Annotated in this window: 21 protein-coding genes, 1 pseudogene and 2 riboswitches; of the genes and pseudogenes, 7 read left to right on the top strand and 15 right to left on the bottom strand. The window is 63.2% G+C overall.

Going from position 1 to position 22,585, the window contains the following annotated elements:
- The 4 genes and pseudogenes from HX873_RS29245 to HX873_RS29230 form a co-directional block, all read right to left on the bottom strand.
- A pseudogene (locus HX873_RS29245) lies at positions 1-137 on the bottom strand (GNAT family N-acetyltransferase); the annotation flags it as partial.
- 91 nt (positions 138-228) lie between these two features.
- Positions 229-1,362, bottom strand: a complete 1,134-nt coding sequence (zapE, locus tag HX873_RS29240; protein ID WP_177123590.1) for a cell division protein ZapE — start codon at positions 1,360-1,362, stop codon at positions 229-231.
- Positions 1,363-1,384: 22 nt separating this feature from the next.
- Positions 1,385-1,726: a nuclear transport factor 2 family protein gene (locus HX873_RS29235; protein ID WP_177123589.1), complete on the bottom strand. Its 342-nt coding sequence runs from the start codon at positions 1,724-1,726 to the stop codon at positions 1,385-1,387.
- Between the two features lie 52 nt (positions 1,727-1,778).
- Entirely contained in the window at positions 1,779-2,495 is a 717-nt protein-coding gene (locus HX873_RS29230) for a YafY family protein (protein WP_032898885.1), read from the bottom strand.
- Positions 2,496-2,677: 182 nt separating this feature from the next.
- On the opposite strand from HX873_RS29230, the gene HX873_RS29225 reads away from it, so the two are divergent.
- The gene (locus HX873_RS29225; protein WP_008432003.1) at positions 2,678-3,733 is read left to right on the top strand and encodes an aldo/keto reductase; all 1,056 of its coding nucleotides are present in this window, start codon (positions 2,678-2,680) and stop codon (positions 3,731-3,733) included.
- Positions 3,734-3,797: 64 nt separating this feature from the next.
- Here the strand turns inward: HX873_RS29225 and pepN are convergent, their stop codons facing one another.
- The 6 genes from pepN to HX873_RS29195 are packed head-to-tail and all read right to left on the bottom strand — an operon-like array spanning position 3,798 to position 10,305.
- Positions 3,798-6,455, bottom strand: coding sequence for an aminopeptidase N (gene pepN, locus HX873_RS29220; RefSeq protein ID WP_177123588.1), 2,658 nt, complete (start codon positions 6,453-6,455; stop codon positions 3,798-3,800).
- Positions 6,456-6,468: 13 nt separating this feature from the next.
- The gene (locus HX873_RS29215; RefSeq protein ID WP_177123591.1) at positions 6,469-7,299 is read right to left on the bottom strand and encodes a DUF2797 domain-containing protein; all 831 of its coding nucleotides are present in this window, start codon (positions 7,297-7,299) and stop codon (positions 6,469-6,471) included.
- Positions 7,296-7,556: a YeaC family protein gene (locus tag HX873_RS29210; protein ID WP_003217900.1), complete on the bottom strand. Its 261-nt coding sequence runs from the start codon at positions 7,554-7,556 to the stop codon at positions 7,296-7,298. Before HX873_RS29210 ends, HX873_RS29215 begins: the two co-directional genes overlap by 4 nt.
- A 15-nt stretch (positions 7,557-7,571) precedes the next feature.
- Entirely contained in the window at positions 7,572-8,447 is an 876-nt protein-coding gene (locus HX873_RS29205; RefSeq protein WP_177123587.1) for a rhomboid family intramembrane serine protease, read from the bottom strand.
- Positions 8,444-9,418 (bottom strand): metallophosphoesterase, encoded by a 975-nt coding sequence (locus tag HX873_RS29200; RefSeq protein WP_161635726.1) that lies wholly within the window; start codon positions 9,416-9,418, stop codon positions 8,444-8,446. The genes HX873_RS29205 and HX873_RS29200 overlap by 4 nt, the downstream gene beginning before the upstream one ends.
- Positions 9,415-10,305 carry an NAD(+) kinase gene (locus tag HX873_RS29195; RefSeq protein ID WP_003217892.1) on the bottom strand — a complete coding sequence of 297 codons (891 nt, stop codon included), beginning with the start codon at positions 10,303-10,305 and terminating at the stop codon, positions 9,415-9,417. Before HX873_RS29195 ends, HX873_RS29200 begins: the two co-directional genes overlap by 4 nt.
- Positions 10,306-10,448: 143 nt before the next feature.
- Here HX873_RS29195 and HX873_RS29190 point away from each other — a divergent pair, with 143 nt between their 5' ends.
- Complete coding sequence (locus tag HX873_RS29190; RefSeq protein WP_008431991.1) at positions 10,449-11,435, top strand: DUF1853 family protein; 987 nt, start codon at positions 10,449-10,451, stop codon at positions 11,433-11,435.
- On the opposite strand, the gene HX873_RS29185 is transcribed toward HX873_RS29190, so the two are convergent.
- The 5 genes from HX873_RS29185 to HX873_RS29165 all read right to left on the bottom strand — a co-directional run bounded on the left by HX873_RS29185 (position 11,392) and on the right by HX873_RS29165 (position 18,694).
- The gene (locus HX873_RS29185) at positions 11,392-11,994 is read right to left on the bottom strand and encodes a VWA domain-containing protein (RefSeq protein WP_032898884.1); all 603 of its coding nucleotides are present in this window, start codon (positions 11,992-11,994) and stop codon (positions 11,392-11,394) included. The genes HX873_RS29190 and HX873_RS29185 overlap by 44 nt on opposite strands.
- 53 nt (positions 11,995-12,047) lie before the next feature.
- Positions 12,048-13,046 (bottom strand): ATP-binding protein, encoded by a 999-nt coding sequence (locus HX873_RS29180; RefSeq protein WP_177123586.1) that lies wholly within the window; start codon positions 13,044-13,046, stop codon positions 12,048-12,050.
- The gene (gene cobN / locus HX873_RS29175; RefSeq protein ID WP_177123585.1) at positions 13,046-16,819 is read right to left on the bottom strand and encodes a cobaltochelatase subunit CobN; all 3,774 of its coding nucleotides are present in this window, start codon (positions 16,817-16,819) and stop codon (positions 13,046-13,048) included. The genes HX873_RS29180 and cobN overlap by 1 nt, the downstream gene beginning before the upstream one ends.
- A gap of 3 nt (positions 16,820-16,822) precedes the next feature.
- Positions 16,823-17,884: a cobalamin biosynthesis protein CobW gene (cobW, locus tag HX873_RS29170; RefSeq protein WP_003217887.1), complete on the bottom strand. Its 1,062-nt coding sequence runs from the start codon at positions 17,882-17,884 to the stop codon at positions 16,823-16,825.
- A gap of 92 nt (positions 17,885-17,976) precedes the next feature.
- A riboswitch (cobalamin riboswitch) is annotated at positions 17,977-18,179 on the bottom strand.
- Positions 18,176-18,694: a helix-turn-helix domain-containing protein gene (locus HX873_RS29165; RefSeq protein WP_177029458.1), complete on the bottom strand. Its 519-nt coding sequence runs from the start codon at positions 18,692-18,694 to the stop codon at positions 18,176-18,178. Its footprint overlaps the riboswitch before it by 4 nt.
- A gap of 113 nt (positions 18,695-18,807) precedes the next feature.
- On the opposite strand from HX873_RS29165, the gene fabF reads away from it, so the two are divergent.
- The 5 genes from fabF (at position 18,808) to cobM (ending at position 22,543) form a co-directional block, all read left to right on the top strand.
- Complete coding sequence (gene fabF, locus HX873_RS29160; RefSeq protein WP_177051002.1) at positions 18,808-20,076, top strand: beta-ketoacyl-ACP synthase II; 1,269 nt, start codon at positions 18,808-18,810, stop codon at positions 20,074-20,076.
- A 36-nt stretch (positions 20,077-20,112) separates the two neighbouring features.
- A riboswitch (cobalamin riboswitch) is annotated at positions 20,113-20,329 on the top strand.
- Positions 20,330-20,425: 96 nt separating this feature from the next.
- A complete protein-coding gene (locus HX873_RS29155) occupies positions 20,426-20,614 on the top strand; it encodes a CbtB-domain containing protein (protein WP_003217883.1) in 189 nt (62 codons plus the stop codon).
- A gap of 11 nt (positions 20,615-20,625) precedes the next feature.
- Positions 20,626-21,324, top strand: coding sequence for a CbtA family protein (locus HX873_RS29150; protein WP_008431977.1), 699 nt, complete (start codon positions 20,626-20,628; stop codon positions 21,322-21,324).
- Positions 21,321-21,713, top strand: coding sequence for a cobalamin biosynthesis protein (locus tag HX873_RS29145; RefSeq protein ID WP_177023396.1), 393 nt, complete (start codon positions 21,321-21,323; stop codon positions 21,711-21,713). The genes HX873_RS29150 and HX873_RS29145 overlap by 4 nt, the downstream gene beginning before the upstream one ends.
- 83 nt (positions 21,714-21,796) lie before the next feature.
- On the top strand, positions 21,797-22,543 hold the full coding sequence (gene cobM, locus HX873_RS29140; RefSeq protein WP_177123584.1) for a precorrin-4 C(11)-methyltransferase: 747 nt from the start codon (positions 21,797-21,799) through the stop codon (positions 22,541-22,543).
- The last annotated feature ends 42 nt before the right edge of the window (positions 22,544-22,585 follow it).

Genomic DNA, 22,585 nt, shown 5'->3' with positions numbered 1-22,585 from the left:
TGCAAGCGGTCGGCCGGCAGGCTGTGGCCACCGCCCATGGGGTCTTCGGCGTAATGATTGAGCACCAGGCCAATGGCCTCGGCGTGTACCGGATTGGTGTAGCTGGCTTGCAGCACCAGGATGTCTGCGCTGTCCATTTCCTTCCTCGTTGACGGTGCGACAGGGACTCGGTCCCCATAAAAGGGCTCGATTGTAAGCGTGGTGCAGGCATTAGATGAAGGAGATTAACTACATTTGCCCGCGTGAAAGCGCGCCAGGCTCGCCAAACCGTGCCAGTTGCATCTCCTGCAGGCGGCTCAGGGTGCGGCGGAATGGAAACTCCAGGTAACCCTCGGTGTAGAGGCTTTCCAGCGGCACCCGGGCCTCGATGTACAGCGGCACCTTGCGGTCGTAGCACTCGTCCACCAGCGCGATGAAACGCCGGACGCTGTCGTCATGCACCGACAGTTCCGGCAGTTCCCGGTCCCCGGCGTCCACCCGTTCGGCAGCGTCTTCGGTGCCACGAGCGATTCGTCCCGGGCGCTTTTGCGCGCTGAGGTTGGGCACCTCGCCGAGCAAAATGGCCTTGAACCGATCACACAGCAGCATGAAATCCATCGCCGCCAACGGCTGCTCACACAGGTCGGCGTAGCGACACCACAGCACGGTTTCACTGGACTGCACTGCCACGATGGAGCGGTAGCCGACCGCAACCGGGGCGCTGCTCACTGCCTGCCCGGCGCTCAACTGGCGAAACACCTCGGCCAACGCGTCGGGCTGGTCGACCCAGTAACGCTGCAGTGCGGTGCCCGGGTGCAGCCGATGATCCTCCCCGCCATCGACTGCCACCACCCGCATATGCTGTTTGATCGCCTCGATTCCCGGCAGGAAACGATCCCGGTTGAAACCGTCGGCGTACAGCAGGTCCGGTGGCTGGTTGGACGTGCAGACCATCACCACGCCTTCCTCGAACATCACCTGGAACAGCCGGCCGAGGATGATGGCGTCACCAATGTCGTTGACAAACAACTCATCGAAACACAGCACCCGCACTTCCCGGCTCAGTTCGCGGGCCAGGGCCTGCAAGGGATCGTGGGTGCCCGTTAGCTGGAATGAACGCTGGTGCACCCAGCCCATGAAGTGATGAAAATGCTGGCGCCGCGCTGGCACTCGCAGGCTTTGGTAGAACTGGTCCATCAGCCAGGTCTTGCCCCGGCCGACCGGGCCCCACAGGTACACCCCGGTGATGGGCCCATGGCCGTGATGCAAGGCCTGATGGCAGTCCTGCAGGGCTTGCACCGCCTCGCGCTGGGCGTCGTCGGGGACAAAACCCTGTTCGGTGATGGCGTGCTGATAGGCGGCAAGTGGCGAGTCGAAAGTCATGCCCGGCAGTATGCCATGACGGCTACAGGGAAATATCCAATCGGGCAATCTTGCCGTGTTCATTGAGGCGGAAGGTATAGCGCAGCTCCAGCGGGCTGCCGGGAAAGCTGCCGGTGATCAGGTTGCTGACCAGTACCTTGCCCGTGCGGTTTTGCACATTCAGCACCTGGACCCTGGGCTGGTAACGACGCCCGGTGTCTTCCATCCAGCGGGCGATGGCGGCTGTACCTACCCGGTGCTCGCCTTCGTCGAACACGTTGGCATCTTCGGCGAAACAGTCGGCCACCAGCGAGGTGTCGCCGGCATTCGCCGCGGCAATGTAGGTTGCAATAGCCGGGGCCAGTTCAGGGGTGGGTTGGGACATGGTGACAGCTCCTTTTTAGTGATTTATGGAGCCATGCTAAAGCAGCGTTGTGTCAGTTCTTGTCAGGAGTGAACGGCCCGGATTCGTTCTGTTCCATCAGCTTGCGCCAGCCCCGCAACCAATCGCTGCGGCGCCCCGGATACCGTTCACCTTGCAGGCGCGCGGCGGCCACTCGGTCGGTGCGGAAGGTGCGATAGGCCCCACGCAATTCACACCACGCGACGATCACCCGCACTTCGTTGAGAAAACCCAGGGCCAGGGGCCAGATCAGGCGCTGGCTGGCGGTCTGGCTGGCATCGGCGTAGTCGATGTGCAGTTTGGCCTGGCCGCGAATGGCCTCGCGGAACACATTCAACGGCACGCGATTTTCCGGGTAGCCGAAGCCTGGCGGGCCCGGCAGCACCGTCGGATTGCGCAAGGCTTCCTGGGCAGCCGGGTCAAGCACGTCGGCGATCTTTGCAAGCGCATTGGCCGCCGCCTGGCTCAGTACGTCATCACCGCGCTGGTCGACATACCGCAAGCCCAGCACGATGGCTTCGGTCTCGTCGGCATTGAGCATCAGCGGCGGCAGGAACAGGCCCGCACGCAGCACATAGCCCACGCCCGCCTCGCCGTAGATCGGTGCGCCCAACGCGGTCAGTTCGGCGATATCGCGGTACAGCGTGCGCTCGGAAATCTCCAGTTCTGCCGCCAGCACGGCGGCCGTCACCGGGCGTTTTTTGCCCCGCAGGACTTGCAACAAGGTCAACAGACGACTGGTACGCGACACGTTGATCATGCTCGAAAAAGAAAGGTGGCGCAGCTTAGCAGAGGCCTCCGTCAGAAAGTGTCAGGAGCAGGCACCCTTCCCTTCAGCCGCCAAAAAAGCCCCTTGACGAAATATATGACTCGCATCATATTTAATAGATGTTGCGAAACATTTAAACCAACCACAGCGTCAGGAGTTTCGGTATGCGCAATAAAGTCTTTGGCCGTCGCAGCGGCCTGCGGGTTTCAGAGCTGGCCCTGGGTACCGCCAATTTCGGCACAGGCTGGGGCCACGGCGCCGAGCGCGACGAGTCCAAGCGAATCTACGACGGCTATCTGGAGGCCGGCGGAAACTTCCTCGATACTGCCAACGGCTACCAGTTCGGCCAATCGGAAGTGCTGCTCGGCGAGTTCATTGCCTCGGAACGCGACCGCTTGGTGATCGCCAGCAAATACACCCTGCGCACCCAGCCTCAAGACGAAGGCACCCTCAAGCTTGGCAACAACCGCAAGAACATGGTGCGCGCCGTCGAAGAAAGCCTGAAACGCTTGAACACCGACCACATCGACCTGTTCTGGGCGCATATCAGCGACAACGTCACGCCGATGGAAGAGATCCTGCGGGGGTTTGATGACCTGGTGCGTGCCGGCAAGATCCACTACGCGGGGCTGTCCAACTTCCCCGCCTGGCGCATTGCCCGCGCCGACCTGCTCGCTGAAGTGCGCGGCTTTGCACCCCTGGTAGCGATCCAGACCGAATACAGCCTGGCCGAACGCACCGCTGACCGCGAGCTGCTGCCCATGGCCGAGGCCCTGGGCCTGGCCGCGACTTTATGGTCACCGCTGGGGGGTGGTTTTCTGACCGGGAAGTACCGCAACAGCCAGGACGATACCCGCGCCAGCAAGCTGGGGATTTTGGTCCACGCTGAAAAAAGCGCACGGGAAACGGCAGTGCTCGACACCCTGCTGGCGGTTGCCGGTGAACTGGACGCCACGCCGACTCACATCGCCATCGCCTGGCTGCGGGAAAAGGCCCGTCGTTCTACCACCGCGCTGATCCCGATCCTGGGGCCGCGTACCCGCGAACAACTGGACGGCACCCTGGGTGCGTTGAGTGTGCAACTCTCGGCTGAGCAAGTGGCCCGCCTGGATGCTGCCAGCGCGATACCGCTGGGCGTGCCCCACGAGATGATCGCGGAGCGCTTCCCACGTTATACGGACGATGATGCACAAGACCTGCGCTGGCCGCCGGTTATCTAAGACCCGTTGTGGCGAGGGAGCTTGCNNCAAGCTCCCTCGCCACAGATGCAGTACTCAGCCTCAGTTAAGCGAGGCTTTTGCTCACCACTTCAAACACATCGCTGGACAGCTCGCCCGACGCGCGAATCCGCTCCAGCTCGCCTTTCATCAGCGCCTGCCGCGCGCTGTCGTACTTGCGCCAGCGGGTCAACGGCGCCAATTGCCGCGAAGCAATCTGGGGGTTGAAGCCATTCAACTGGATCACCAGGTCCGCCAGGAACCGATAACCCGAACCATCCGCCGCGTGGAAGTTGATCAGGTTCTGCCCGGCAAACGCGCCCACCAGTGCCCGCACCTTGTTCGGGTTCTTGATGTTGAACGCAGGGTGCTGCATCAACGTCTTGACCCGCTCCAGCGCGCCCGGCAAACCATTGCCCGCCTGAACGCTGAACCACTGGTCCATGACCAGCGGGTTGTCCTTGAAGTTCTCGGCAAACACCGCCAGCGCCTTGGCTTTCTCTTCTTCGAACGGCGAGTTGACCAGCACCGCCAGGGCCGTCAGGCGCTCGGTCATGTTGTCGCACGCGTCGAACTGTTCAAGGGTCGCCGCCAGCACTTCCGGCTTGCCGCTGAGCATCAGGTACGACAGCGCAATGTTCTGCAAGGCGCGACGGGCAAAGTGTTCCGCCTCGGCCACGTACGGGGTTTTCTTCGACAGGTCGCGATTGGCCTGGTAACGCAGCCACAGGCCCTCGAACAGGTTGTCGGCCAACTGCTTGCGAGCAAACTCGCGGGCCGCGTGGATGGCGTCGACATCCGCCACGTCGCTGATTTCGGTCAGGTAGGCTTCGCTCGGCAGCGAGAGCATCTCGGCGACCATCGCCTGATCCAGGCTTTCGTCGCTCAATACGCTGCGCAATGCGGTGATCAGGCGTTGATCCAGCACCAGCGCCTTGCCCTGCTGATATTGGGCGATCAGCTCCTGCAACACCTGCACCGACAGCTGCTGGCCGGCGTCCCAGCGATTGAAGCCATCGCTGTCGTGCTGCATCAGGAACATCAGTTGGTCGCGGTTATACGGGAAGCTCAGCTTCACCGGCGCCGAGAAGCCACGCAGCAGCGACGGCAGCGGGTGCTCGGCGATGTCGACAAAGGTGAAGGTCTGTTCGGCTTCGGTCACCGAGATCACGCGGGACGTGGCGCCGGCAGCGGTTTCACCGGCCAGGCGCAAGGCGATGCCCGCGCCCTTCCCGTCCAGCAGGCCCAGCTCAACCGGAATCACGAACGGCAGTTTTTCCACCTTGTCCGGGGTTTCCGGGCAGCTTTGACGGAAGGTCAGGCTGTAGGTTTTAGCCACCGCGTCGTAGGACTCGCTCACCGCCAGGCGTGGCGTACCGGCCTGGCTGTACCAGCGCTTGAACTGGGTCAGGTCAGCGCCGTTGGCGTCTTCCATGGCCTTGATGAAGTCATCGCAGGTCACAGCCTGGCCGTCGTGGCGTTCGAAGTACAGGTCGCTGCCTTTGCGGAACCCTTCGGCGCCGAGCAAGGTTTGGATCATACGGACGACTTCCGAGCCCTTTTCGTACACGGTCAGGGTGTAGAAGTTGGAGATCTCGATAAAGCCGTCCGGGCGTACCGCGTGGGCCATGGGACCGGCATCTTCGGCGAACTGGTGGGTGCGCAGATAAGCCACGTCCTGGATGCGCTTGACGGTGGCCGAGTTCATGTCGGCAGAGAACTGCGAATCACGAAACACGGTGAAGCCTTCCTTCAGCGACAGCTGGAACCAGTCGCGGCAGGTCACGCGGTTGCCCGACCAGTTGTGGAAGTATTCGTGGGCAACGATCGCCTCGACTCGCTGGTGCGCGGCGTCGGTGGCGGTTTCGGCACGGGCCAGCACGGCGCTGGAGTTGAAGATGTTGAGGCCCTTGTTTTCCATGGCGCCCATGTTGAAGTCGTTGACCGCGACGATCATGAAGATGTCGAGGTCGTACTCACGGCCATAGACTTCCTCGTCCCAGCGCATGGATTTCTTCAGGCTGTTCATGGCGTGCTGGCACTTGTCGATGTTTTCCGGCTCGACATAGATACGCAGCGCCACGGTGCGCTCGGTCATGGTGGTGAAGGTGTCTTCGACACACCACAAATCACCGGCCACCAGTGCAAACAGGTACGCCGGCTTCTTGAACGGATCTTCCCAGGTCGCCCAGTGCCGGCCGTCTTCGCCAGGGCCGGAAGCAATCGGGTTGCCGTTGGACAGCAACACCGGGTAGCTGTGTTGCTCGGCGATCACCGTGGTGGTGAACACGCTCATCACGTCCGGACGGTCGAGGTAATAGGTGATCTTGCGGAAACCCTCGGCCTCGCACTGGGTGCAGAACATGCCGCCGGATTTGTACAGGCCTTCCAGGGCGGTATTGGTTTCCGGGTGGATCTTCACCGTGGTGTCGAGGGTGAAGGTCGCGCTGGTGGGGTGCACGGTCAGGTGGCTGTCGCTCAACTGGTAGTCGGCGTCGGTCAGTTCCTGGTCGGCCAGGTTCACCGACAGCAGCTCCAACTGCTGCCCGTCCAGCACCAGCGGCGGCAAGCCGGCGCCGCGCTCGGGGTTGCGGCGCATCACCAGCTGCGCGTGGACCAGGCTATGGTCCTCGAACAACTCGAAGGTCAGGTGCGTCTCGTCGATCAGGTAGTCCGGCGCCTGATAGTCCTTCAGGTAAATCATCTTCGGCTGTTCGGTGCGCATGTCTGTCGTCCTTCTACTGATGCACGGCGAGCTGGTAGGCCGTGTATTTACGAATATTGATCACGCCGGTATCGAAGATCAGGTATTGGCCCTTGATCCCCATCAGCGTGCCTTCGGCAATCGGGTTCTTGTCCAGGTTGAAGCTGACGATCTTGGTCGGATACTGCTCGATCGGGTAGCGGATTTCGATCGGTTCGATGTCGGTCACCGGTTGGATGGCCTGCAGGCCAAAGCGTTCCTGCAAACCGAGCATGCCTTCGGCACAGCTGGCGAACAGTTCGTCGCGCACCCGCGCAAGGTCGACGGCCTGGGCATCGCCCTTGAGCAACGCGCGCCAGTTGGTCTTGTCGGCCACCTGGCTGCGGAACAGGTCTTCGACGAAGCCCGACTGCTGGCGCGTGGCAACGCGCATGATCGGCAGCGCCTGGCTGGCGCCCTGGTCGAGCCAGCGGGTCGGCAGCTGGCTGGCGCGGGTGATGCCGACCTTGATCCCCGACGAGTTCGCCAGGTACACCACGTGGTCGGTCATGCAGAATTTTTCACCCCAGGCCGGATCGCGGCAGGTGCCGGCGTCGTAATGGCAGCGCTCGGGGCTCATGATGCACAGGTCGCACTGGGCCAGTTTGGTCATGCACGGGTAGCAGTAACCCTGGCTGAAACTGGTCTTGGTCTTGCGACCGCAATGGGTGCAATGGATCGCACCGAGGTATTCCAGGCGCACGGTAGTGCCGATCAATGGATTGACCGGCACCTCGGTATCGCCCAGGCGAAACGCGTATTGAACGGTCGGCTCACCCAACTGCGCCGACATCTTGCTGACTGCACCACGGCCAATCTCAATCAATGGATGGCATCCGACTTGAACAGGATGTTCGGCACCGGCGCCGACTTCGAGGCGCATTCCTGCGGGCCCATGTAGCCGGTGCGCTGGTCTTCCGGCAGGTTCTGCAGTTCCCAGGCGATCACCGCCTGCAACGACAATTCACGCTGCTCGGCGGTGAGCTTGCGGCCATCGGACCATTTGCCGATTTCCACGGCGAGCTTGAGGCTCTCGTAGATGTCCGGGGTGATGTTTTCGATCATTTCGACAAAAGAGGACATAAGACTCTTCCTTAACTAAATAGGAGACATTTTGCGGCGGCTGTACAAGCCACCCAACAAACCGGTCAGGCAACCCATCACCAGGCCACCCACGTGGGCCGCGTTGGCGATTTCGCCGAAGCCGATCATCGAGACCAGGCCCGACAGGCACAGCACCAGCCACACCAGCATCATCACCAACACCCCGCGAGGCAGGCGATACATCGGATTCGGCGACACCCACTGATAGATCCAGCAATGCCCGAGCAAGCCATACAGCACGCCGGACAACCCGCCAAACAGGCCGGGACCACCAAAATAGTATTGAGCGTAGTTCGACACCAGGCTGAACAGCAGGGTCAGGCCCAGCAGGTTGACGCTGCCCTGGCGCAACTCGATGCGTCGCCCCAGTTCCCAGTACCACATGCCGTTCATGGCCAGGTGCAGGATGCCGAAGTGGATCAACATCGGCGTGACCAGGCGCCACCACTGTCCCGACGCCAGGCTGTCGGTCAATGGCGTGAAACGGATGTACTCGCCTGCCACGCTGAACGGCAGGAACGTCAGCCAGCTCATGGCTTGCAGGTTATCCCCCAGCAACGTAACGGCGCCGACGATGATGCTCAGCAGCAACACCAACGCGGTCACCGGGCTGTGGCGAAGCTGCTGGGCAAACCCGGGACGCCTGGTCGACGTCGCCTGCTCGGGAATGTCCAGTTGCTGGTCCGGGTCACCGGCCGGAAAGCGCTGGTACAGGACCTTCACGTCTTCACTGATGGAGTCAGGCACCCACAGCACCTGCTCCCCGGCTTCTTCGCTGACGCGATGGGGCACTTGCATGCGTTGCAGAAGCTTGACGAAACCACTCAAATCCACCGCCAGCGGCAGGCGTAATACAGCAACGGTACTCATGAAATAACCTCAGGGCGCTCGACATCGACCCAAACAAATTTACGCGGGTCCAGGCGGGTTTCCTGATCCAGCCGGTACGCCACCAGCTTGCCGTACAGCACCGCGCTGTAGTCCAGGCAGGCCAGGTTCGGGCGGATCGGCGCCGGTTTGCCGCTGCGCCAGTAGTGGCCGACGAACAGCAATGGCTCGTCGACGCCGTAGCGCAGCAGGGAATTCTTTTCAGTGGACGACAGCGGCGTGGCGGCCACCGGTTCCGGCAGCGCATCGGGCTGAAACACGATGTCGCCGTAGGTTTTCGGGTCGTCTTCCCAGAACTTGGTGCGGAAGAACGAACGCGTCAGGCCGTCGCCGCCGGTCAGGGTCAGGCCGTCCGGCAGGCGCATGTCGGTGCCGCGCAACAGGCGGTCGAAGGCATTGCTGGCGAAACTGCCGGGCACGGCGGCGGCTTGCAGGAAGTGTTCGTCGATGCAGCCGTCCGGGAAATGCGCGCGCAGGGGCTCGATAAAGCCGTTGTCCCAGCAGGCGTGCACTACGCGGAATCGCCCGGCGTCGACAAACAGCGGCATGTCATAGAACCAGCCGAGGAAATCGTGCCAGTCTGCCGGGTGCTGTTCGAACTGGGTCAGGGTCTCGTGGATCAACCGCGCGTGGCGTGGCGTGTGCTCGCGCACAAACTGCTTGCCGCTGCCCGGGGCGGCGGGCGTGCTCCAGCCCAGCGCGTTGAACTCATGGTTGCCCATGATGCACAGCGCCTGGCCGGCCTCGGTCATGTCGTGGACGATATGCAGCGCCTCGCGAATGCGTGGGCCACGGTCGATGATATCGCCGAGGAACACGGCCATTCGCGACGGATGCCGCCAGGTACCGCCCTGCTTGTGGTAACCCAATCGGTCGAGCAAGTGCTCAAGGGTATGAGCGCAACCGTGCACGTCACCAATCAGGTCGTAGCTACGCGCGGGATCGAGCATCAGTCGCCTCCACCCCCCAAGCGGCTGCCCCAGCCCAGCTTGGTCCGGCACACTTCGTAGTAGTTGTGGTCCAGCGGGTGGATCAACCGCAACTTCTGTGCCTTTTTGCTCACGGTGATGGTGTCACCGGGGGCGCAGGTGAAATGGTTCTGCCCGTCGCAGGAGACTTGCGGGTAGATCTGCATGTCTTTTGACACCACGATTTTCAGCTCACTGTTGCCATCGACCACGATAGGCCTGCTGGACAACATATGGGGATACATCGGCACGATCACAATGGCATCCAGCTTGGGATGCATGATCGGCCCACCGGCCGACAGCGCGTAGGCCGTGGACCCGGTCGGCGTGGCGACGATCAGGCCGTCGGCCTTCTGGCTGCACACGAACTGGCCGTCGATGTACAACTCGAACTCGATCATCCGCGTCGACTTGCCGGGGTGCAGCACCACATCGTTGAGGGCGTCGCCCTGGCCAATGGCTTCGCCGTGGCGGCGCACTTCGGCTTGCAGCAGGAAGCGGTTTTCCACCAGGTAATGGCCGTCCAGCACCTTGGCCACTTCGACTTCCAGCTCGTCGGGGCGAATATCGGTGAGGAACCCCAGGCTTCCGCGGTTGATCCCCAGCACCGGCACGTTATGCCGCGCCAGCGCCCGGGCGGCGCCCAGCAGGCTGCCGTCGCCGCCCACCACGATCACCATGTCGCAGACTTCACCGAGCATCTTGCGCGACGAGGTCTGCAGGCCATGGCCCGGGAGGATTTCAGCGATGGTGTCTTCGAGGATCACGTGCAGGTGGCGCTCGAGCAGAAACTTTTTCAGTCGGCGGACGGTGTCCAGCACCTGGGTACTGCCCAGGCGACCGATAATGCCGATATTGCGAAATTGCTCCATGGGGCTCCTGCGGGGTTCGGGTTCTGCAAAAAAGAACGATTATGGGCGAAAGCCGGCGTTACACAAAATCCTTTGTCGCCGCAAACCCCAGACGACAACGGTTCTCAGCCCCCTTCCCGGCTGTAAAAGGCTATGCTCGGACCATGACTCTGTTCCCTGATTTGCAGCACCTGCCCCGCCAACTGCGTCACCCCGAGGTGCGCGATCTCGCATGGGTGATGCTCGCCCCGCCGATGCTCGCGCAAACGCCGTGGCCACAACGCCACCCGCTGACCGGCAGCGACTGGGTGCAGGCCCCGCATTTGCTGGAGCAGTGGCTGCGCCAGCTGGACCAGGACAGCAGTGCCTTGCTGCATTGGCTGAGCCAGGCACGCACCCGCCGGCTGGGGTTGTATTACGAACGGCTGTGGCAATTCGCCGTGCAGCATGCGCCGGGCGTGGAGCTGCTGGCGGCCAACCTGCCGATCCGCCAGGCCGGGCATACCCTGGGCGAGCTGGACATGCTGCTGCGCGACCGTGACGGTGTGCATCATCTGGAACTGGCGATCAAACTCTACCTCGGGCCCCAGGACGGTAATGGCCGGGACACCGCGCAATGGCTCGGCCCCGGCTGCCACGACCGGCTCGACCGCAAACTGGCCCACCTGGCCCAGCACCAACTGCCGATTTCCGCCCGGCCGGAGAGCCGCGAAGTCCTGGCCGCGCTGGATATCCAGGCTTTTGATGCCCATCTGTGGCTGGGCGGGTATCTGCTCTACCCATGGCCGGGCATGGCGCAGGCGCCGCAGGGCGCGCATCCCCAACACCTGAATGGCCGTTGGCTGCATCAGCGCGATTGGTCGAGGTTTATCGAGCAAAGCCCGGCAGGACGCTGGCAACCGCTGCCCCGCCATGCATGGCTGGCACCGGCGCACTACCCGGCGGACGAAGCCTGGGACGCGGCCCGGATGCAGCACTGGCTAACCGAACTGGACCCCATGGCGCCCGCGCAGTTGCTGGTGCGCCTGGTGGAAAACAGCGAAGGCGAATGGGAAGAAGCCGAACGGTTGTTTCTGGTGGCGGATCTTTGGCCGAACGTGCCGGCGCTTACAGGTTATCGATATGCCGATAGTCAATCTGTAACCCCATAGCCAGCTGCTTTGAACGACCCAACCGAATCGGGCCGCGCTCGATGTCCACCAGCAAACCCGGGCAGTCCAGCGGCGGCAAACCCGCCACATCCTTCAGCCGCCCATCGGTGATCACCAGCAACCGCTGCTGCTCCACCGGGTAACGCTTGCGACGAGCCGCCAACCAGTGCCCCGCTTCGTTCAGCGCTGCCAACAATGGCGTGCCACCGCCTGCACCGAGGCCATCAAGCCAATGACCAAGCCCTTTTGCCGCCTTTAATCCCTGCACCTGCCACTTTGGCGATTGCCCGCTCGCGGTGAGCAACGCCATGCGCGCCCGCTGTCGATAGGCATCGTCGAACAGTTGGGCCAGTAATCCCTTGGCATCGCTAAGCGCCTGATGCCGCCGGGTGGACGCCGAAGCATCGACAATCACCAGCCACAGTTCATGGGGCGTACGGCTACGCAGTTGATACAACAAATCTTCGCGGCGTTGCGGCCGCCCGCCGAGCAAGGTGCCCGGCCAGTTGATCGAACCTTCGGCCGCGCTGCGCGCCTGGCCACGCCGGCCCTTGTTCAGTCGACCCGCCTTGGGCCGTGCATCCGCCCCTGCGTCAGGTTTGGGGCGGATGCCTAGGGCTTTTTTGGCCAGGTGGGCACATCACGGCGAGCACCTATCGGCAAGGCGGGTGCGGGCATGTCGCCCCATTGGCCCTGGCCTTCAGGTGCATCATTGGGCTTGGGTGATTGACCGCCAGCGGGCGGCGTTGCAGGCGGGGATTGCTCCTGACGACGATGGCGCAGGGCAAATTCCGCGACCGCTTCGATATCTTCTTCGCTGATAGCCGTCGCGCCCCGCCAGGCCGCATGGGCACGTGCGCCACGCAGCCAGACCAGGTCGGCGCGCAAGCCATCGACGCCGGCGGCAAAGCAGCGCTCGGTAATCTGCGCCAGCGCCTGGTCATCCAACGGGATGCTCTCCAGCAATGCGCGGGCCCGGGCGCAACGCTCACGCAACGCGGCCTGCCGGTCGGCCCATTGCCCGCAGAAACCCTGAGGGTCGCTGTCGAAATCCAGGCGGCGACGGATGATCTGCCCGCGTTCGGCCGGCTGGGTGTGCCCGCTCAGCGCTACGTTGAAACCAAACCGGTCGAGCAATTGCGGGCGCAGCTCGCCCTCTTCCGGGTTCATGGTGCCGATCAGTACAAAACGCGCCGAATGCCGGTGGGAAATCCCGTCGCGCTCGATCAGGTTGGTGCCGCTGGCGGCCACGTCCAGCAGCAGGTCCACCAGGTGGTCGGGCAGCAGGTTGACTTCATCGACATAGAGCACGCCGCCGTCGGCCTTGGCCAGCACGCCGGGGGAAAACTGTGCGCGGCCCTCACTGAGTGCCGCGTCCAGATCGAGTGTGCCCACCAGCCGCTCTTCGGTGGCGCCCAACGGCAGCGTGACGAACTGGCCGCTGGCGAGCAGGTCCGCCAGGCCACGGGCCAGGGTGGACTTGGCCATGCCCCGCGGGCCTTCAATCAGCACGCCACCGATCTTCGGGTCGATGGCCGTCAGGCACAGGGCCAGTTTCAAGTCGTCGGCGCCGACCACGGCGGACAGCGGGAAATGCGGGATGTCGGTCATCAACTGCCTTCTTCTATATCCAACAACAGGTTTTCCAACGCCTCGCGGTACGCCCCAGGCTCCTGCCACATGCCGCGCTGCTGGGCTTCGAGCATGCGTTCGGTCATATCCCGCAGGGCATCCGGGTTGTGCTGCTGCACAAAGGCGCGGGTGCCCGGGTCCAGCAAGTAGGCATCCGCCAGCAACGCGTATTGATGATCGTCGATCAACGCCGTCGTAGCGTCGAACGCGAACAGATTATCCACGGTGGCCGCCATCTCGAACGCGCCTTTGTAGCCGTGGCGCTTCACCCCTTCGATCCACTTCGGGTTGGCCGCACGGGCACGAATCACCCGGTTCAACTCTTCCTTCAACGTGCGGACTTTCGGCAAGTCCGGCTGGCTGTGGTCACCATGATAGCTGGCGGCCTTGTCGCCGCTCAGGGTTTCCACGGCGGCGAGCATGCCGCCCTGGAATTGGTAGTAGTCATTGGAGTCCAGCAGGTCATGCTCGCGGTTGTCCTGGTTCTGCAACACCGCCTGCACCTGGCTCAAACGCTGGGCAAACTGTTCGCGGGCGGCGGTGCCTTCGTCGGAGCCGCCATAGGCGTAGCCGCCCCAGTTCAGGTAAACCTCCGCCAGGTCTTCGCGGCTCTGCCACAAGCGCCCATCAATCGCGCCCTGCACGCCGGCACCATAGGCACCGGGCTTGGCACCGAAGATCCGCCAGCCGGCCTGCTTCGCCGCCGCGTCCTCGTCCAGGCCCGACAGGCGCAAGGCCTCGCGCTCACTGCGCACCTTGGCCGCCAGCGGGTTCAGGTCATCCGGTTCGTCCAGCGCAGCCACGGCTTGCACCGCCGCGTCGAACAGGCGGATCAGGTTGGCGAATGCATCGCGGAAGAAGCCCGACACGCGCAAGGTCACATCCACCCGTGGCCGGTCCAGCAGACTGATCGGCAGGATTTCAAAGTCATCCACCCGCTGGCTGCCGGTGGCCCACACCGGGCGCACGCCCATCAGCGCCATGGCCTGGGCGATATCGTCGCCGCCGGTGCGCATGGTGGCGGTGCCCCACACCGACAGGCCGAGTTGGCGCAAGTGGTCGCCATGGTCTTGCAGGTGACGCTCAAGGATCAGGTTCGCCGACTGGAAGCCGATGCGCCAGGCAGTGGTGGTGGGCAGGTTGCGCACATCCACCGAGAAAAAGTTACGACCGGTAGGCAACACGTCCAGACGGCCCCGGCTCGGCGCGCCGCTGGGCCCGGCCGGGACGAAGCGCCCGTTCAAGGCATCCAGCAACCCGCGCATTTCCGCCGGGCCGCAGGCATCCAGGCGTGGCGCGACGACGATGCGCAAGCTCTCGATCACCGCCTTGACGTCTTCCCAGCCGGGCTCTTCAAGCTGCTCCACGGCACCTTCCAGGGCCTGCTCGATCAGGCGTGCGGCATACAGCTCCAGGCGTTCACGGGTGTCGCCGGCGGTGCGCCACAATTGCGTGTCGATCTTCTGCAGCACCACTGGCCGGCGCCCGGTCCACGGCTCGGCCAGGGCACAGTCCAGCGGGTCGAAGCCCAGGTCGAAGGCCTTGGCCAATACCCGCAGCAGGCTCGATTGCGGCCCCCGCCCATCGCCACGCGGAATACGCAACAACGCCAGCAAGGTGTCGATGCGCAAGCGGCCCTCGGGTGACTCGCCGAAAATGTGCAGGCCATCGCGAATCTGCGACTCCTTCAAGTCACACAGGTAGGTGTCCAGGCGCGGCAGCCAGATCGCCGCATCGGCGTCGCTGTCGAGGTTTTCGTCCAGGGCCAGTTCCTGGTCGATGCGGGTTTCGCGCACCAGCTTGAGGATGTCCTTTTGCAGCTCGCGGGCACGCCGTGGGTCGAGCAGTTGTGCCTCGTAATACTCGTCGGCCAGCAACTCCAGGTCGCGCAGCGGCCCATAGGTTTCGGCGCGGGTCAGCGGCGGCATCAGGTGGTCGATGATCACGGCCTGGGTGCGGCGCTTGGCCTGGGCGCCCTCGCCCGGGTCATTGACGATAAACGGGTAGATATTCGGCAGCGGCCCCAGTAGTGCGTCGGGCCAGCAGTTCTCGGAAAGCCCGACGCCCTTGCCCGGCAGCCATTCCAGGTTGCCGTGCTTGCCAACGTGGATCACGCCGTGGGCGCCGTAGGTGTGGCGCAACCAGAAGTAGAACGCCAGGTAGCCATGGGGCGGCACCAGGTCCGGGTCGTGATAGACCGCACTCGCGTCCACCTGGTAACCCCGGGCCGGCTGGATGCCGACGAAGGTCAGGCCCAAACGCAGGCCCGCGATCATCATGCGGCCGTCGCGGAACATCGGATCGCTATGAGGTGTACCCCAGCGTGCCAACACGGCCTGGCGATTGGACTCGGGCAAGCGGTTGAACATCGCCTCGTAGTCATCCAGCGCCAGGCTCTGATGACACGGACGCAAGTCGAGGCTGTCCAGGTCGTTGCTGACGCCGCCCAAGAGCGCCTGGATCAGTGCCGTTCCGCTTTCCGGCAGCTCGTCCGGCAGCGGATAACCTTGGATTTTCAGTGCCCGCAGGATATTCAGCGCGGCGGCTGGGGTGTCTAGACCCACGCCGTTGCCGATACGTCCGTCCCGGGTCGGGTAGTTGGCGAGGATCAGCGCGATACGCTTTTCGCCATTCGGCACCCGCGCCAGTTCGACCCAGCGCCGCGCCAGTTCGGCGACAAAGTCCATGCGCTCCGGCTGTGCGCGATAGCACACCACATCCGACTGGCTGCGCTCGCTGCGCCAGGCCAGGTCCTTGAAGCTGATGGGCCGGCTGATGATGCGCCCGTCCAGTTCCGGCAACGCGATGTGCATCGCCAGGTCACGGGGGCCGAGGCCTTGCTCGCTGGCCTGCCAGCCGGGCTCGTTGTCCTGGGCGCAAATCGCCTGGATCACCGGGATATTGCGGCGAAACGGCCGCAGGTGCGGCGCTTCGGGGCTGGACTGGGCAAAACCGGTGGTATTCAGAATCACCGAGGCGTGCACCTCGTCCAGCAAATCCTCGACCACGGTCAGGCAGCCGGGCTCTTTCAAACTGGCCACCGCCATCGGCAGCGGGTTGAGACCCGCGGCCTGCAAGCGCTGGCAAAAAACATCAATAAAGCCGGTGTTGGCCGCCTGCAAATGGGAGCGGTAGAACAGCACCGCCGCCACGGGAAAATCAGCTTGCCAGTCAGCCTGCCAATCGTTGAGACGGGCATTGGCTTTATGCGGATGATAAATCGCCGTGCGCGGCAGGGTTTGCGGCTCGCTCCAGGCGTAATCGCGGCCAAGGTAGCCGGCGGCCAGGCAACGATAGAAATCCAGCGCATTCCCCAAACCACCCTGGCGCAGGAAGTGCCAGAGCCGGTCACGTTCCTCGGCGCCCACGGTGCTGAGGCCACTGAGTTCCGGGTCCGGGCGATCATCCCCCGGCACCAGGATCAGCTGCACGCCGCGCTCGGCCAACTCCACCAGGCGCTCGATACCGTAGCGCCAATAACCGATGCCGCCGTGCAGCGAAATCAGGATGACCTTGGCGTGGCGCAGCACCTCATCCACATACAGGTCGACCGAAGCATGGTTCTGCACCTGCATCGGGTTGGCCAGGCGCAGGCTCGGGTAATCATCGGGCAACTGCTGGGCCGCTTCGGCCAGCAGCGCCAGGCTGGAATCACCGCTGCACAGGATCACCAGCTCGGCGGGGGTTTGCCCAAGGTCGGCGATGTTGTCATCCGAAACGAAACCGCCGGGCTGGGTCCTGAGCAGATGCATGGTTTAAACGCTGAGGGCAGCGCGCAGTTGCGCTTCGAGCAAGGCGGCGTCGAGTTCCTGGCCGATCAGCACCAGGTGCGTGGCGCGCGGCTCATCGGCGCGCCAGGCGCGGTCGAAGTGCTTGTCGAAACGCGTGCCCACGCCCTGGATCAGCAGGCGCATCGGCTTGTTCGGGATCGCCGCGAAGCCCTTGACCCGCAGGATGCCGTGCTTGACCACCAGTTGGGTCAGGGCGTCCAGCAGCAGGCTTTCGTCGGCCTGGGGCAGTTCGATGGAGATGGAGTCGAAGGCATCGTGGTCGTGGTCGTCCTCACCTTCGTGATGATGATCGTGATGGCTGTGGCGGCCGTCGATGTGTTCTTCCGAGCCCGCGCCCAGGCCGATCAATACGTCCAGCGGCAGGCGACCGCTGCTGGCTTCGATGATTTTTACCGCCGGCGGCAGTTCTTCTGCCACTTCCAGGCGCACACGGGCCAGGTCTTCAGGGCTGATCAGGTCGGACTTGTTGAGGATCACCAGGTCGGCGCTGGCCAGTTGGTCGGCGAACAGCTCGTGCAGGGGGGATTCGTGGTCCAGGTTCGGGTCGAGCTTGCGCTGGGCGTCAACCTGGTCCGGGAAGGCGGCGAACGTGCCGGCGGCCACGGCTGGGCTGTCGACCACGGTGATCACGGCGTCAACGGTGCAGGCGCTGCGGATTTCCGGCCACTGGAACGCCTGGACCAAGGGTTTTGGCAGGGCCAGGCCCGAGGTTTCGATGAGGATATGGTCGAGGTCGCCGCGACGGGCCACCAGTTCGCGCATCACCGGGAAGAACTCTTCCTGGACCGTGCAGCACAGGCAGCCATTGGCCAATTCGTAGACGCGGCCGTTCGCCTCTTCTTCGGTACAGCCGATGGAGCATTGCTTGAGGATTTCACCGTCAATGCCCAGCTCGCCGAACTCGTTGACGATCACCGCGATGCGGCGCCCCTGGGCGTTATCCAGCATGTGGCGCAGCAAGGTGGTCTTGCCCGAGCCGAGGAAGCCGGTAACGATGGTGACGGGGAGTTTGGCCAGTGTTTTCATCGGATGCCCTTTGGGGCGGGCATACGGGACGAGTGGCCCTGCGCGGGTGCGCAGGAGCAGAATTCGCCACCGGATCACCCCGCCCGGTTGAAGTAGAAAATCGGTTGCGAGGCAGGTCTCCTGGCTTGGGGCTTGCCGGCGGTGATGCCGGCGCTGGCTGCGCCTTCCCGCCTTGTTCAGGCAGTGGCGTGGCAGTCAGATAAACCCTTTACAGTTGCGGGGGCAGCCGCGGCATTGACCGCGTTCCCTTCTTAGCTTCGGCCTGGGCCGAAGAACCTCGAAGGTGCAAGGCTACGCAGTGCGCGGGGACGGGTCAATGTCCGAGCGTTTGGCGCGAAGCAGCGCCAGGCGCTCCAGCATGCCCTCGCTGGCAGCAGGCCCGGCTTGAACGCTGCATTGCTCGACGGACACGCGCACACCGTCGGCGTCCACCACCGCCACTTCCACCGGGCGCCGGGTTTCCCGGTCAACCAATTGCAGGCTTTCACCTTCGTTGGCGAAATGGCGGTTGCCCCAGCCGATGAACGCCATGATCACCACCCGGAAATCCTCGCCAACCGGCGTCGGTACGTACTCGAAACGGGGCGGCCGCTCGCTGTATTGCCGGCGCTCCAGCAGCCCCGCCTCGACCAGGCTGTTGAGCCGGCGGGTGAGCATATTCGGAGCGATTCCCAGGCTCTGGGAAAACTCGTCAAAACGCCGCAAACCTTGCAGCGCGTCGCGCATGATCAGGATGCTCCACCACTCGCCTACCCGTTCCACTCCACGGGCTACCGGGCATTCGGCATTCACCAGCGACTTACGTTGCATTGCAGTTCCTCTGTGGGGCGGCTACGGAAATTTCAGCTATCGGATGTTACTTTCATAATGATAGTTTCGTCCATGCATTGCTACCAACCTGAAATTTGCGGAGCTAAGCGATCATGAGTAAGCGAATTGTTGTGACCGGCATGGGTGCAGTGACACCGCTGGCAACCGGCGTGGAACAGACCTGGAAGCGCCTGCTGGCCGGTGAATCCGGGATTCGCAGGCTACCCGAGGCATTGATCGGCGACCTGGCAATCAGCATCGGCGGCCAAGTGTTGGACCGCATCCAGGACCCTGAAGCCGGCTTTGACCCGGACACTGTCATCCCGGCCAAGGAACAACGCAAGATGGACCGGTTCATCGTGTTTGCCCTGGCAGCCGCGCAAGAGGCCCTGGCCCAGGCTGGCTGGAGTCCGCAGACGCCATCGCAGCAGGAACGTACCGCGACAATCATCGCCTCCGGCGTGGGTGGTTTTCCCGCGATTGCCGAGGCCGTTCGTACGGCTGACAGCAAAGGGCCTCGCCGCCTGTCGCCGTTCACGATCCCGTCATTCCTCGGCAACATGGCGGCCGGGCACGTGTCGATCCAGCATCAACTGAAAGGTCCGCTGGGCTCCCCCGTCACTGCTTGCGCCGCCGGCGTACAGGCGATTGGTGATGCTGCGCGAATGATCCGTGCCGGCGAAATCGACATCGCCGTGTGTGGCGGCGCCGAAGCCTGTATCCACCGAGTCAGCCTCGGCGGTTTTGCTGCGGCGCGTGCGCTGTCCAGCGATTACAACGACACGCCGGCATTGGCTTCCCGCCCGTTCGATCAAGGCCGCGACGGGTTTGTGATGGGCGAAGGTGCCGGGCTGTTGGTGATCGAGGAACTGGAGCATGCATTGGCTCGCGGGGCGACGCCTATTGCAGAGCTGGTGGGCTACGGCACCAGCGCCGACGCCTATCACATGACCTCGGGCCCGGAAGATGGCTCGGGTGCACGCAGGGCAATGGAATTGGCGATCGCGCAGGCCGGAATCAGCGCCGCACAGATCCAGCACTTGAACGCCCATGCCACGTCGACCCCCGTAGGCGACAACGGCGAACTGGCAGCGATCAATACGCTGTTCGGAGCCGATTCCAGTGTGGCTATCAGCGCAACGAAGTCGGCGACTGGCCACTTACTGGGCGCAGCGGGCGGGATCGAGGCGATCTTCACCGTGCTCGCCCTGCGCGACCAGATTGCCCCGGCGACCCTCAACCTGGATAACCCGGACCCCGCTGCCGATGGGCTGGATATGGTCCGGGGCCAAGCCCGGTCGTTGCCGATTGAATACGCGATTTCCAATGGGTTTGGATTCGGCGGCGTGAATGCCAGCGTGCTGTTCAAACGCTGGCAATAACCCGGCGATTTGACGCCCATCGCCCGCCCATGCTCTCCTACACATCTTGTTTCGGGTGCCCTTCACAGGGTGAAACGGGAAACCGGTGAGTCATGTTCCTTTACTCAAGGGCGTGACGAGTCCGGTGCTGCCCCCGCAACGGTAAGCGAGTGAAGCATCAAAACCACTGTGCCTCTACGGCATGGGAAGGTGATGCTTTCAAGGCCCAGGCCCCTCGCAAGCCCGGAGACCGGCCCGAAAAAATCAGATAACAAACCCGCGGTGGGCGGGCGCTGTTCAGAACCCTGCGTGCCTGGCTCGCGGGGTTTTCATGCGCTCGTGTCACCCTGAAACCCTGAAGGGACGCGCCATGTCGATCATCAGCAGCACCGCCTCTACCGCCAGCACCACCGCCACCCTTAGCCAACGCCTGACTGCCGCCATAGGCGCGTCGATCCTCGGCGCGTGCCTAGTGTATTTCGCCGGTTTCTCGCACATCGAAGCGGTGCACAACGCCGCCCACGATACCCGCCACAGCGCTGCGTTCCCGTGCCACTGAGACCTGCCGACATGATCAAGCGTATTGCCCAAACCGCAGGTTTCACCGGCCTCCTGGCCGCCCTGCTGCTGACCTTGCTGCAAAGCTTCTGGGTTGCCCCGCTGATCCTGCAGGCGGAAACCTTCGAAAACGCCCCGGCCGCGACCGAAGTGCATGAACATGCCGAAGCCACGGCCCACACCCACGACGCTGAAGCCTGGGAGCCGGAAGATGGCTGGCAGCGTGTGCTGTCGACTACGGGCGGTAACCTGGTGGTCGCCGTAGGTTTTGCCCTGATGCTTGCCGGCCTGTACACCCTGCGTGCACCGACCCGTACGGCCCAAGGCCTGCTGTGGGGCCTGGCCGGTTACGCCACCTTTGTGTTGGCGCCGACCCTGGGCTTGCCGCCTGAATTGCCGGGGACTGCGGCGGCAGACCTGGCGCAACGGCAAATCTGGTGGATCGGCACTGCCGCCTCTACCGCTGCCGGTATCGCGCTGATCGTGTTCGGTCGTAACTGGCTGCTGAAAATCCTGGGCGTGGCGATCCTGGCTGTGCCCCATGTGATTGGCGCACCACAGCCGGAAGTCCACTCGATGCTGGCGCCGGAGGCTCTGGAAGCTCAATTCAAGATCGCCTCGCAGTTGACTAACGTTGCCTTCTGGCTGGCGCTGGGGTTGATCAGTGCCTGGCTGTTTCGCCGTAACCGTGATGGTCAGTATTCGGCATGATCCTGGCGGTTGGCCTGGGGTGTCAGCGGGGTTGTTCTGTCGACATCCTGCGTGAACTGTTCAACGCCGCCCTCGCCGAGGGTGGCATTGAGCGTCAGCGCATCACTGCGCTGGCCAGCCTTGATCTCAAGCAGGATGAGCCGGGGCTACTTGAGTTGGCAGAGATTCTGGAGCTGCCTTTGGTGGTTTTCAGTGCTGCGCAATTGGCGCCCTATGAAGATCGATTGAGCCATAAGTCGGAGACGGTTTTTGCTTATACCGGTTGCTACGGCATCGCGGAAAGTGCGGCCCTGGCACTGGCAGAACACCTGTCCCAAGGCCCTGTTACCCTGCTGATCACTCGCAAAAAAACCGCCCAGGCCACCTTTGCATTGGCTTGCGCCGGCTGAATTCCCGATAATCGTCAGCTTTGATCATGAGTAATCTTCATCTGGAGGGCTGCTCGCGTGCTTTTTTTCACAGGAATGAATCCATGACTGTCTTTTTCATCGGCGCAGGCCCAGGCGATCCGGAATTGATCACGGTCAAGGGGCAGCGGCTGATTCGCAGTTGCCCGGTGATTATCTATGCCGGCTCGCTGGTACCGGCGGCGGTGCTTGAGGGGCATCAGGCTGAGCTGGTGGTCAACAGTGCCGAGTTGCATCTGGAGCAGATCATCGAGCTGATCAAGACGGCCCATGAGAAAGGCCAGGATGTGGCGCGGGTGCATTCCGGGGATCCGAGTTTGTACGGGGCGATTGGGGAGCAGATTCGGCTTTTGCGGGAGCTTGGGATTGGGTTTCAGATCATTCCCGGAGTGACGGCGGTGGCGGCTTGTGCGGCGTTGTTGGAGGCTGAGCTGACGTTGCCGGACATTGCGCAGAGTGTGATTTTGACGCGGTATGCGGATAAGACGGCGATGCCTGAGGGTGAGGTGTTCAGTAGCCTGGCGCAGCATGGGACGACCATGGCGATTCACCTGGGGGTGAATCATCTGGAAAAGATCGTGGCTGAGTTGGTGCCTCACTATGGGGAGGATTGTCCGATTGCGGTGGTGCATCGGGCGACCTGGCCGGATCAGGATTGGGCCATTGGTACGCTGGCGGATATTGCCGGGAAGGTGGCAGCCAAGAGGTTTCGGCGTACGGCGTTGATTCTGGTGGGTCGGGTTTTGGCCAGTGACAGTTTTGGTGAGTCGTCGTTGTATCGCGCGGGGCATGCGCATTTGTATCGGCCCTGAGGGTAGTGGCGGTGGTGATGGTGTACATATCCGTTATTTAGG

It is taken from the genome of Pseudomonas sp. P7758, from assembly GCF_013386485.1.
Classification (GTDB): domain Bacteria; phylum Pseudomonadota; class Gammaproteobacteria; order Pseudomonadales; family Pseudomonadaceae; genus Aquipseudomonas.
Note: the sequence above shows the minus strand (reverse complement) of the source record. Positions and strands in the feature narration are given on the sequence as shown.